Below are 11,726 nucleotides of genomic sequence, written 5' to 3' on the forward strand. Positions count from 1 at the left end.
CATGCCGTCATGGCCTCGTAGCTGGCCATGACGGCAACGGTGATGGCAACGTCAGCGGACGGCTGATGGGGGCGGTGGCTCGTGAGGGCCAGCGCCCTCTTCGGTGAGTGCGGCAGTGAGCCGGTCGATGGCTTGGCGTTGGAGGCGGAGCCGGACGTGGGCGTAGACGCCGGCGGTGACGCCGATGTGGCCGTGACCGAGCAGTTCCTTGATCACGACGAGGTCGACGCCTTGTTCCAGGAGGAGGGTGGCGGTCGAGTGCCGGAGGTCGCGGAAGCGGATCGTCCGGAGCCCTGCGCTGCGAAGGAGGCGGCGGAAGCGGCGGGTGAGGTTGGTGGGGTCGAGCGGCCTGCCCTTCGGGGTGGCGAAGACGAGCCCGTTGCCCATCCAGCCCCATCCGGCCGCCTGACGCTCGTCCTGCTGCCTTTCCTGGTGGATCTTGAGGGAACTGAGGCATTCGGTAGGGAGGGCGATGCGCCGCTCGGAGGCCAGGGTCTTGGTGTTCAGGACGGTCAGACCCTGGCTGCGGGTCCGCTGGAGGGAGCGGTGGATGGTGGCAGTGCCGCCGTCGAGGTCAAGGTCTTCTCAGTGGAGGCCGAGGAGTTCGCCCTTGCGGAGTCCGGTGCGCAGGGCGAGCTCGTACAGGGCGTGAAGCCGGTCGCCGTTGGCCGCATGAAGGAGTTGCCGGGCTTCGGCGGCGGTGAGGGGCTGGAAGCGCCTGGGGCGGGGCGCGGTTGTCTTGACGTTCCGGGCGACGTTGCGCGGCAGTTCGTCCTCGCGCACGGCGAGTTCCAGGGCGGACTTGAGGACTGCGTGGACGTCCGTCACGGTCAGTGGCGACAACCGCTTCTCGCAGCACTGGCCGATGGCGCGCACGTCGCGGGCGGTGAGCTGCGATCTCTCGGGTTGGTGTCGGTGGGGGTGAGAGTCGGTCGTGCTGGTTCAGGGGTGGGTGTTGCGGGGCTGGTCAGTGGGTGTTTACGCGTGGGCAGGTCGCTGTCACGGGGTGAGAGGTTGATGGGTGGGATCGCTGTCGTAGGGCTTTACCGCATGGCAGCTGATGTTGTCTCAGGTTCGTGAGTTCTTATGCGGTGAGGTGGGCCCGGCCGGTGTGATCGGGGGGTGGATCAAGAGGTAAGGGCCGGTCGTGGGCCTGTGCTGCCCCGGGGGCTGGTGGTGCGTCGTCTGCTGGAGCGGCAGCAGGCGGGAGAGCTGGCCACGCGGCATGTGCGTGCGGTCGCTGAGACGGTGGGTGTCTCGGAGCGTACGGTGTGGCGCTGGCTGGAGCAGGCGAAGGCGACCGGGCAGGTGGAGGCCGGGGTTCGGCAGGGGTATGCGGTGTCGGACGAGGTGTGGGCGCTGCTGGGCGAGGTGGGAGGGAATGTCGCTGAGCTGAGGCGCCGGCTGGCGGAGCCTCGGTGCCGTCGGCGTCGACGCTGCACCGGGTGATCCGCAGAGACCGACGGGCGGGGCGGGCTTTGCTGGTCGAGCGGGAGCCCGTGGCGGCCGGGCCGAGCAGGCCGGATCCGCTCAGCGAGCTGGGCTTGAACGTCGTGGCCGGCCAAGGCGCGGGTGGGCAGGTCTTCCTGCGGGAGCAGAAGCATCTGGAACAGGTCCCGGTCCTGGTGCCGGGCGCGCAGGTGGTGCACACGCCCGCTGTGCGGTCGGTGCTGCGGACTGTCGCGCACGCGGCCGCGGTCGGGGCGGTGGTGTGCTTGTACGGCGATGCCGGCCAGGGCAAGACCGTCGCGTTGCAGTACGCCCTTTCCCAGTTGCCGCACCCGGCCCGGGTCCGCCGGGTCCATGTCGGTGTGCATCCGACGGTCCCCGAACTGCGTCGGGTGCTCGCGGACGCCCTGGAGCTGGGCGGGCGTCTGCCGCGGGGGGCGGGGGAGGCCGACCTGACGCTGGTGAACGCGCTGCGGCAGCCCCGCGTGCTGGTGCTGGACGAGGCACAGCGCCTTCCGGGGCCGGCGCTGGAGTTTCTGCGCGGGCTGTGGGACCACCCGGGCACGGATACGGCACTCGTGCTCGCGGGTGCGGGCAGCGAACGGGCGCTGCGCCGGGTACCTGCGCTGGCTTCTCGGGTGCTGACCTGGGAGCTGGTGCCGTGCCTCAGCCAGCGGGAGGTGGCCATCGTGATGGCTGCCTTCCACCCGCTGTGGGAGGACGTGACCGCGGACGATGTCGCGTGGGTGGACGAGCATGTGGGGCACGGCAACTTCCGGACCTGGGCGAAGCTGACCTCGCACCTGACTGCCGAAATCTATGGCAAGAGCCGGGCGGTGGTGGACCGCCGGATGCTGGAGCGGGCCTGCGCACGGCTCGTGGGACCGCTGTGACCGGCGCGGCCGAGCCGGGAAAGGACGCTTCCCGCTCCGGCGCGCACGGGGAGGGACCGGGCGTGCGGGGAGGCCTGCCTTCCTCCTCCCTGTCGGCGCTGCGCGGCCCTGCCGTGCGCCGGCTGCTCGCCCTGCGGCAGGACCAGCAACTGACAACGCGGCATGTGCGGCTGATGGCTCAGTCGTTGGAAGTGACCGAGCGCACGGTGTGGCGGTGGCTTGCCGCTGCCGAGCATGACGAGTCAGCGGCCGCAGAGCCCGGGGCACGGGCCCAGAGTAAAAACCGCTTCTCCGTCACCCCCGAAGTGCGCCGTCTGCTGGCCTTGTGGAAGGGAAACGTTGCAGCGGTGCATCGCGAGCTGACCGCTCGCGCGGCCAAGGGCGAGGGGGATCCGCCTCCCTCGGTCCCGACGCTGCACCGGGCGATCCACCGTGATCTGACGCCGGGGGAGCGGGCTGGACTTGCCGGTGGTGAGCGGGCGGCACGCAAGCACGATGTGTTCCTGGCCCGGCCGCGGGGGTGGCGCAACCGCGTGTGGGAGACCGACCACATGCAGGCCCCCGTCCTGGTCGACGTCGAGGGCAGGGCCCGCAGACCGTGGATCACCTGGTTCACCGACTGCGCCACCAACGCGATCACCGGTGTTGCCGTGACGCCGGTGCATCCGTCGCGGGAGTCGGTGCTGGCCGCGCTGCGCTCCGCTGTCCTGCGCGAGGACCCCTACGGCCCGTTCGGCGGCCTGCCCGAGAAGGTACGTGTCGACCGTGGCAAGGACTTCCTGTCCCGGACGGTGACCGCCGCGTTCGATCTCCTGGACGTGACGGTGGAGGACCTGCCCGCCTACACCCCCCACCTCAAAGGCACCGTGGAGGGCCTCAACCGGGCAGTGGAGAGCATGTTCCTGGCCGCGCTGCCCGGCTACGCCCGCCAGCCGCGCCCCGGCAAACGCCCTTCCCGCCCGAAGGACGAGGTGCTCCTCGCCTTCGAGTACTTCACCACCCAGCTGCTCGCCTGGACGTCGTGGTGGAACACCGAACACCAGCCCGCGCCGCTTGCGGGCAGGACCCCGCTTGAGGCGTGGCAGGACGATCCCACCCCGCTGCGGGACGTGGTCGCGGCGGATCTGTGGACGTTCACCCTGGAGGACGCCGGCACCCGCACGCTGACCACCCGCGGTATCCGCTTCAGGAAACGCGACTATGTGGGGCCGTGGATGACCGGTCAGTCCGGTATCCGGGTCCGGGTCCGCTTCATGCCCCACCACGACCACCGCATCGAGGTCTACCACGCCGCCACCGGCCGCTACCTCGGTCCCGCGGACCTGGCCGACCAGGCAACCGAGGAACAGGTCAGCGCTGTACAGCGGGCACGGGCCGCCCGCGCCCGCCGTCTGAAGAAGGACCTGGAGGCATCCCAGCGCGAGCGCTACGCGGCCGTGAACCAGCCCGAGGCCCCCCGGCGGCTCGGCACCCTGACCACCGTGCAGGCCGAGGCCGAGCTCGCCCAGGCGGCCGGCACCGACCTGTCGGATCTGGCGCTGCCGGACCTCATCCCGCCGACCGCGCCCCCGGCCGGCTGGCGTACCCCTGCCTCCCTGGCCGCGCTGACCACACCAGCCCAGCCCGCCCCCGTCCCGTCCAGCCACCATGACGACCCCGCCCGCGACGGTTCCGGCAAGCGGGCCGCACCTTCCACCATCGACGAAGACGCAGACGTCTCGTGAGCGCGGCCACCTACCAGTACGTCGACCTGCCCGATGCCTCCGTGGTCACCACCCGCGCCCTGCTCACAGCCCGGGAGAACATCGGCGACACCGTCGCCGCCCGCGCGATGATGTGCATCCACGGCGGCGCCGGCTTCGGCAAGACCCTCGCCGTCAACACCTGCCTGCGCGAACTCGAACCCGCCGAGGACGTCCGCAAAATCACCTTCCGGGCCCGTCCCACCGCCCGCGCCGTACGGTACGAACTGTTCACCGCCCTCGACCTCGCCGGCGAACCACCCCGCCACCCCAGCGAATTCGACCGCCTGCTGAAAACCGCCCTGGCCGAACGCCCCCGCACCTTCCTCGTCGACGAAGCCCAATGGCTCAACGGCGAGGCATTCGAGTACTTCCGCTACCTATGGGACGAACCCTCCACCCAACTCGCGATCATCTTCGTCGGCGGAGCGGGTTGCCACACCGTGCTGCGCCGCGAACCGATGCTCTCCTCCCGGATCTTCATCTGGCAGCAGTTCACACGCCTCACCCCCGCCGAGGTCCTCGAGGCCATCCCCCTGTTCCACCCGCTCTGGGCCGACGCCGACCCCGACGACATCACCTTCGCCGACAGCCACGCAGCCCACGGCAACTTCCGGGCCTGGGCCCAGCTGACCGCCCACACCAGAACCGCCCTGGCCCGCACCGGCCGCCCCCGCGTGGACCAGGAACTGCTGCGCTGGGCCTTCAGCCGCCTTGCCTGACCGCCACACCACCATGTTCCCTGCCGCGCCACCGCCGCCCGTCACCGTGGTCATCGACCCAGGCGACGACGCGATTCATACGCACACCGCCCTGGCCGCCCACCACCTGCTGTCCGGCCGGATCACCCTGCACCCCGGCCCGGGCACCACCAGCGAAACCGGCCTCGCCCACGACCTTCTCGCCGCCCTGGGCAAACCGCCCCTGCTCCCGGGCCGCTTCCCCGCCGGCCGTCAGCCCGCCTGGGAAGCCGCCACGGCTTGGATCGCCGCCCTGCCCGTCACCCGGCTGACCGTCCTGCGCGCCCACCGACTCACCGCCCGCCGCACGATGCGCCTCCTGCAACTACATGCCCTCACCGGTGTCCACCTGACCCTGGTCTGCCACCGCCCCCACCCGCCCGCCGCCCTGCACCAGGCCCTGCAGACGGCCGACTACGCCATCACTGCCGACTTCGAGGCCGCCCGCCGCCACTACTACGGCACACCTGCCGCCGAACCCCGTCCTGCGGACGAGCCCGCCGGGCCGGCCGGCCGGTGGCTCACCCTGCCCGCACTGGAACGCCTCATCTCCTACGACAGCCCTCGCCCCTGCGCTGACCCGTGCACGCCACCGTTGATCGCCTGGCGGCACCGCCCCCCCCCGCCCGCTCCTCCCACCGCGCCCACCGCCCAGCGGATCGCCCACCGCCTGCACGCGGCGACCGCCCATCCTCGCCTGGCCGCAGCCCTTGCCACCGCACTGTTCACCGGCGCCTCCCTCCAGCAACTCGCCACCGCCCGCTCCCGCGACTACGACGACGCCGCGGCCACGCTCGCCCTGCACGACCAGGCCCGCTACACCGACGGCTGCGCCGCCTACCCCGTACACCCTGGGCCAGCGTCTTCCTGAGGGCCATTGTCTGCTTCACCCGTCTCGTATCCGGTGAAGACCAGGAGCTGCTCGCCGCGCCAGGTGACCGTGGACACCTGCTGCGTGTGGCGGAGACGGCCCGGCTGCGCCCGCCGCAGCCACCCGCCGCTCGACAAAGCCGCACCGTGTGGGACTGGCGCGAGCAGCGGGAAGCTGGCTGCTATGACGCGATGCTGTCCCCAGGCGGGAAAGCGCGGCCACGCGTGTGAGGGCTACCCGATCGAGAAGTCAGCGAACTCGACGTCGGTGAAGGCGATGTGCACCCCGTGGGCACGCTGGCCGTCAGCGCGGAAGTAGGCGTGCCCCAGCGCGCGGGCGAGGACCATCAGTTGCTGCTGCTCACCCGCGCCGGCGTCCCGAGCGGCGAACAGCTCCCGAGCGACCTCCCCGGACAGACGCTGGGTGATGCGCCGCACCCGCGGATCGTCCGATGCCCCCGCCGCAGCAGCGAACCCGAACCGCGCCCTGGTGTGCAGGACGAAGCCCTCCGCCTCCGCCCTTGCCTGTAGCCGGGCCCGGATCCGCGGCTGCCACCGCTCAAGGACCGCCGCCTCGATTGCCTGGATCTGCGCAGGACCCGGCTGGCGCCGGGCACCGGGCTTCTTCGTCACCCACCGCTGCACTGTGCGCTGCGACACCCCCAGAACAGCAGCAACCCTCAGGGTGGAACCCCGGTGTGCCGCGAGCAGGAACCGCAGGCGAGCCTTGGTGTCCGAGGGAACTGGCCGGGTGCGCAGCGCACGCTCCAGCCCCTGCACGATCTCTCCCATGCCCATCCCCTCGAGCAGCTTGCAAGCGGCTCCTGCAGCCGGTGGCCTCAGGCCTTCCACACTTGGCCGCCCCTTCCACCCAGTTCCGGTGTCTTCAGGACAACGCCCGCAGCCGTCGGCTACGCCCCGACCTTCCCCAAGCCGGTCGACAAACACGGCGCCAAACTCCTCTACGACAGGCCTTGGTCATGGAGGGAGGCAGCACGGCGCTGGCACCAGAACTAGGCACCACTGTCGTACTGACGACGTCGGCGTTCGAGCCAGTTCGGGTCCCGTGCAGGTACGGCTACGGACGGCCCTTCCTCCACCAGATCCGCGTCAGACACGGCCATGATTTGGTCGAAGAGCCACACGAAGCGGGCGAATCGCAGGGCCGCGAACACCATGGCGTACTCGAAGACGAAGCGGACGGAGAAGGGATCGTCGTCCCGGTCCAGCGAGAAGGCGGCCAGGATCAGAGCACATGCCAGCGCAGTGCCCTGCAGCAGACTGCGCCAGGTACGTCGAAGCTCACCATGACGCTGCTGCCGTACGGCACGCAGACGCTCACCGTTGGCTGTGGTGTAGATGGCGATAGCGATGGCGCTGAGACCGCCGATGGCAGATACGGCGCCTGTTGCTGCCGCATACATGTCGGTGCGTTGGGTAGCGCCGATCCACGTGAGCCAGTCTCCCGACCCGGACAACCGGATGATGAGGAGGTGAGCCCCGATGACCGTCACCGCGATCAGATAGTCGGCCCAGGCTCGCTCGGCCCACTTGTCGATGATGCTCGTACGGACGCCCACACGATCCCCCTAGGTCATGATTCCCCCGCATCCACCGCGAGCCGGAGCGCGTCCTCATGCTCGGCCGCTGCTGCCAGGATGGCATCCACCGCTGACACGATCCGGATCGAGTTACCTTCCGCGTCCGTGGCCGGCACCCGCTTCTTGGCCGTGATGCTGTGTTCGACCAGCTCGACGAGGCGGGTCTGTTCCGGGCCCCCCGGGTCCGAGTACACAAGCCGGGCCCGCGCTCGTTCGGCACCGGTGACGACATCGGAAATCTCATCGAGGTCTGCCAGCAGATGCTGCCGGTGTTCCCGCAGTTCCTTCCCTCTCGGCACGGAGATGACCATCGTGACGCTGATCTCTCCGTAAGCGTCGCCTGCAACACGCAGGAGTCGGGCGAGGCCGCCGGTTCGCGGCTGCTCCCGCAGAGCGCCCATCTTGTTACCCATGACCTTCACTTCAACGCGGCTTGCCCCCACTGCGGTCTTGAGTTTCTCGATCTCGGAGTGCGCAACGACAGGGCGCAGTTGCAGCTGGGAGCTGGGAAACATCTCGATGCCGTTGAGCCAGGTTTCAAGCGCCTTGTGGCTGGGCGCGGACACACCACCCTGCATGATCCCCACCACGTTCCCGAACGGCAGGAAGCAGACCACGGAGGTGTCCAGGTAACCCTCATGTGCTGACTGCTCAAGTTCGCGGAGGTGGCCGGTGTCGAAGTTGATGACCGACAACCACTCACCGGCATCCTTCACCCGGTGCAGCAGCAGGTGGTCCTCCATGTTGTGGGTGATCGTAGTGCCTACGATCCGGTGTTCGCCCTCATGCGAACGCGCTCCCACAGGCGCCTGCGCCAGAGCCGCGAGCGCCCCGTCCCAATCCATGAGTTCTGGAATGCGTCGGGCCTTCCCCTCTTTGACAATGACGACCTCGAAGAAGCCGACGGTGCGTTCCTTGTGGTTCAGCGTAGCCACGACGTACCCCCCTCGGTCCTGCCGCTCAGCAGTTGAGCCTTTCAGCTGCCTAGCCCAGGTTCTCGGAAGATCGTAGGCCGACATGGAGGAAGCAGATCCACATTTGCCCAGAGCGACCAAGGCACGTTCTTCCCTGCAGTACCCGTCTCGGCCACGGCCGCCGGCGTGAAGGAACCCAGCCTCAGCTCTGACCACCTCCGGTGACTGGCCGACAACTCTCCTGACCTCCGCCGGGTGGCGCCGAAAGGGCACCACCCGGCGACGGCCACGGCACCCTTGCCAGTCCCGTCCTCCGCGAAACCAACGCCGCCTACTGCCGCGCACCCGCCTCGCACGAGCGCTCTACACCCACGGTGAGCCACCTCACCGAACCCCTCCTGGCCGCCCAAAAGGGGAGCGGCCGGGGATCCCAGTGTCTACACACACTCCAGTGCGATGCCGCAGACCCCGAGACGACGAAGCCCGGAGCGCACCGCGCACCCAGGGGGCCTCGTTCGGCAGCGTCACGCCACCGCCCACTCCAATCCGAGCGCGGCCAGGGCCTGGAGCTTGTCCGCCGCGAGTTTCCCGCGCCTCGACTTCGCGTTCGACAGGAACACCCCGAGCCGGATGGGATGTTCCTGGCCGTCGACCACAATCGTCTCTGTGTGTCCCCTGGGCACGGTCACCGTGCCCTCGCGGGTCTTGTACTGAGCCAGGGCCGCAACGCCCTTCTCGAAGGCACTCACGGGCGCCGCAGACGGCACCGCGGCCTCCTCCGTTCCGGCAGACCCTGCGAGGGCCGGGGCGTGCGGGACGACGCCGATGTCCTGCAGGCGCTCACGCTGCCCGTCGGACAGCCCGGCCCAGACCTCGGGCCGGCGTTGCCGGGCGAGCCACTTGCCAATGTCCATGCCGTGGACGGTGACGCCGGGGTCGATGTACCCGAGGATGGTCTCTTCGGCGAGCATTTCCCGCACCACCGCGTAGTGCCGCTGCCATACGGGCGCCCAAGCCGGGTTCCAGTCCGCATCCACCGCCTCCAGCGCCGCTGCCCATTCCGGCTTGCCGTCCAGGGCGCCGGGGCGGCGGAGGTTCGCGAGCCACTGCCCGATCGGCCGGTCCAACACGGTCGCGGTCCTCGGCGCGCACAGCGTCCAGTACTCCCCGTAGTACACCCGGGCCGCGGCCAGGTTCTCCTGGAACCGTTCATCGGCGACCGACCACACCATCCCGAGCTCTTCCAGCCGGCGGGCACGCAGACCACTCATTTCCCCGGCCCCATACGCCCGCCGCTGCTCAGCAACCCACTGCCCCAAAGGAGTTGCTCCCTCACGGTGCCCGTACGGCACCCGGGCATGACCCTCGCGCTCGACGTACGCCTTCAGCCTCGCCCAGCCACGCGCCCAGTCCTGACGCTCGGTGTCGATCACATTGAAGCTGACCCAGTCCGCGACCATCACCGGATCCCTGGGAGCCGCAAAACGAAGCAACAAACGAGCCTCTTCTTCACCCTCCCCAGGCGGCGGACCGATGTTCACAGACGGCTGCGCCCAGTTCCTCTGCGGCTCCTGCGGAATAGCCAACAATTCCACGGCCTCTTCATCATGAGCCCGCAACCCCTCCAACACCTTCACCAACGGCCGATACGACCCGGAGGTGAACATATCCTCCGGCTGCTCTCCGGGCTGGAGAAACACCGGCACAATCAAAGAAGCAACCTTGCCCTCACCGGGCTTCTGACGCAAAGCCCGCCCGATCGCCTGCACGATGTCATGCGGCGCACCCTTAGGGTCCAACAGAGCCACACTGTCCACGGCCCGGATGTCCACACCCTCACCCAGCACACGACAGTTCGACAGCACCGCCCGCCGCCCGGTCGCCCCGAACCCGCCCAGCACCTCCCGCCGCCGCTCCGGCGCGTGCTCACCACACAACCAGTCCGCCCAGACCCGCGCCGGATACACCTCAGGCCGATCCGCATACAACTTGGCAGCCACGCGCTGAAGGCCCTCCGCATACGCCTGCGCCTCCATCGTCCGATGATGAAACGTGATGCACGTCGACAACCCGTGCTCCGCCATCGCGTGCAACAGCGCCGCCTGCAACGCCCCCAGCCGCTCCCCACGCACCTGCTCGCTGCGCCGCTCCTCACCCATCAACCGCTCCGGCGTGACAACCGGGTCCTGAAGCTCCAACACGATGATCTGATACCGCGCCAGCAGCCCACGCGACACAGCCGACGCCAAAGAAAGCTTGTACAGCACCGGCCCGAACACAACCTCGTCGTCCATGGAAGCCGCCAACTCCCGCGGCAACGGATCACGCACCCCCTCCGCGACCTCCCGATCCAGCCGCTCCTCCCAGATCCGCGGCGTCGCCGTCAGATACAACCGCCGCCACGACGGGATCACACCCTGGACATGAACATCCGCCCACGCCTTACCCATCGACCCCGACGTCCGGTGCGCCTCATCCACCACCGTCAGGTCCATCGGCTCCAACCGCTGCCCGTAGACCCCCTCGAACGCCTCCGCCAAGACACCCAGCGAGGCGTACGTCCCGAAGACGGTCACAGGCCCTGAACCGTGCCACAACGCCAGCTGCACAGGGTTCGTAGTGGAGCGCACCCTGAGGTTCCACAACTCCGGGTCGTCCTGAAGCGAGCACACCGCAACCGCCGGCCCCGCATGCCCCACCTCACGCCACGCCCGCACGGTCTGAGTCAGAAGGTCCAGCGTTGGCACCAGCACGAGAATGCGCCCCTTGGGCACCAGACGCTTCGCCGACGCCGCCGCAATGATGGTCTTTCCCGTCCCGCACGCGGCGTGCACCTGCCCACGCAGCCCATTAACAGGGATGCCACCCGGCGGGACATCGAGACCGCGCACAATGGCGGCAACGGCCTCGATCTGATGGTCACGCAGTTTCACGGCCATGCCCTCCGCGTTCTCCTTTTCGCAGATACGGCGCGTAATCAGAAAGAGATTCGCGCGAGGTGCGCGACGCTGGGGTGTGATACCTAATTCCAGACTCTACACAGTAGACACTTGTGATGCATCATCCATGAGACAGCCTCGCCCCCCAGAGTGACACATGACTCAACCCTGCCCACGAACAGGCGATCGCCCTGCATGCCAGCGGGGTATAGGTGAACGTGAGCGGCCGGTTCGAGAGTGGGGGAGAGGTTCAGGGCGGAGCGCAAGCGGAGCCCACCACCACCGCGGGGCCGGCACCCCGTCAAACCGACGGCCAGTCACCCCTCCCGACTAAGGAGGGGTGACTGGGAATCCCAAACCCTACACAGGCCCGCGCCGTGATGCACCTCCCCTCACAGCCAGCCCAGGGCAACCGCGCTTGCGCGGGTGCCCACAATTCGCGCTTGCGCGAATTGTCTCGCCTTTTGAATTCCGCTTGCGGAATTCCATTCCGGCGCAAGCGCCGGAATGGAATTGCGCTTGCGCAATTCGCGCTCTATGACCCGGCTTGCCGGGTCATATCCCGCGGAGCGGGATAT

Annotated in this window: 10 protein-coding genes and 1 pseudogene; 5 read left to right on the plus strand and 6 right to left on the minus strand. The window is 69.0% G+C overall.

The genetic code is table 11. From position 1 onward, the window contains the following. Positions 1–51: 51 nt before the first annotated feature. A pseudogene (locus tag ABT041_RS17245) lies at positions 52–870 on the minus strand (tyrosine-type recombinase/integrase); the annotation flags it as partial. A gap of 306 nt (positions 871–1,176) precedes the next feature. Here ABT041_RS17245 and ABT041_RS17250 point away from each other — a divergent pair. The 5 genes from ABT041_RS17250 (at position 1,177) to ABT041_RS17270 (ending at position 5,695) form a co-directional block, all read left to right on the plus strand. Continuing rightward, positions 1,177–1,449 (plus strand): helix-turn-helix domain-containing protein, encoded by a 273-nt coding sequence (locus ABT041_RS17250; protein WP_351184789.1) that lies wholly within the window; start codon positions 1,177–1,179, stop codon positions 1,447–1,449. Beyond that, positions 1,446–2,342: an AAA family ATPase gene (locus ABT041_RS17255; protein WP_351184791.1), complete on the plus strand. Its 897-nt coding sequence runs from the start codon at positions 1,446–1,448 to the stop codon at positions 2,340–2,342. Before ABT041_RS17250 ends, ABT041_RS17255 begins: the two co-directional genes overlap by 4 nt. A gap of 113 nt (positions 2,343–2,455) precedes the next feature. After that, positions 2,456–4,066 (plus strand): transposase, encoded by a 1,611-nt coding sequence (locus ABT041_RS17260; protein ID WP_502976512.1) that lies wholly within the window; start codon positions 2,456–2,458, stop codon positions 4,064–4,066. Next, positions 4,063–4,806 carry an AAA family ATPase gene (locus ABT041_RS17265; protein WP_351184795.1) on the plus strand — a complete coding sequence of 248 codons (744 nt, stop codon included), beginning with the start codon at positions 4,063–4,065 and terminating at the stop codon, positions 4,804–4,806. The genes ABT041_RS17260 and ABT041_RS17265 overlap by 4 nt, the downstream gene beginning before the upstream one ends. A 13-nt stretch (positions 4,807–4,819) precedes the next feature. Next, positions 4,820–5,695 (plus strand): hypothetical protein, encoded by an 876-nt coding sequence (locus ABT041_RS17270; protein ID WP_351184797.1) that lies wholly within the window; start codon positions 4,820–4,822, stop codon positions 5,693–5,695. Between the two features lie 233 nt (positions 5,696–5,928). On the opposite strand, the gene tpg is transcribed toward ABT041_RS17270, so the two are convergent. From tpg to ABT041_RS17295, 5 genes are all read right to left on the minus strand, one after another. Beyond that, positions 5,929–6,486, minus strand: coding sequence for a telomere-protecting terminal protein Tpg (gene tpg / locus ABT041_RS17275; RefSeq protein ID WP_351184799.1), 558 nt, complete (start codon positions 6,484–6,486; stop codon positions 5,929–5,931). Positions 6,487–6,707: 221 nt separating this feature from the next. After that, positions 6,708–7,274, minus strand: a complete 567-nt coding sequence (locus ABT041_RS17280; RefSeq protein ID WP_351184801.1) for a hypothetical protein — start codon at positions 7,272–7,274, stop codon at positions 6,708–6,710. A 14-nt stretch (positions 7,275–7,288) separates the two neighbouring features. Continuing rightward, positions 7,289–8,230: a hypothetical protein gene (locus tag ABT041_RS17285; protein WP_351184803.1), complete on the minus strand. Its 942-nt coding sequence runs from the start codon at positions 8,228–8,230 to the stop codon at positions 7,289–7,291. A gap of 503 nt (positions 8,231–8,733) precedes the next feature. After that, the gene (locus tag ABT041_RS17290) at positions 8,734–11,148 is read right to left on the minus strand and encodes a DEAD/DEAH box helicase (RefSeq protein ID WP_351184804.1); all 2,415 of its coding nucleotides are present in this window, start codon (positions 11,146–11,148) and stop codon (positions 8,734–8,736) included. A 392-nt stretch (positions 11,149–11,540) separates the two neighbouring features. Next, on the minus strand, positions 11,541–11,726 hold a 186-nt coding region (locus tag ABT041_RS17295; RefSeq protein ID WP_351184806.1), incomplete at its 5' end, for a hypothetical protein.

This window comes from Streptomyces sp. NPDC002825 (genome assembly GCF_040295385.1).
Taxonomy (GTDB): Bacteria; Actinomycetota; Actinomycetes; order Streptomycetales; family Streptomycetaceae; genus Streptomyces.

Excerpts from the sequence above, each read along its gene's own strand:
- ABT041_RS17270 (WP_351184797.1), top strand. The coding sequence starts at position 4,820 with ATGTTCCCTGCCGCGCCACCGCCGCCCGTCACCGTGGTCATCGACCCA.
- tpg (WP_351184799.1), bottom strand. The coding sequence starts at position 6,486 with ATGGGAGAGATCGTGCAGGGGCTGGAGCGTGCGCTGCGCACCCGGCCA.
- ABT041_RS17290 (WP_351184804.1), bottom strand. The coding sequence starts at position 11,148 with ATGGCCGTGAAACTGCGTGACCATCAGATCGAGGCCGTTGCCGCCATT.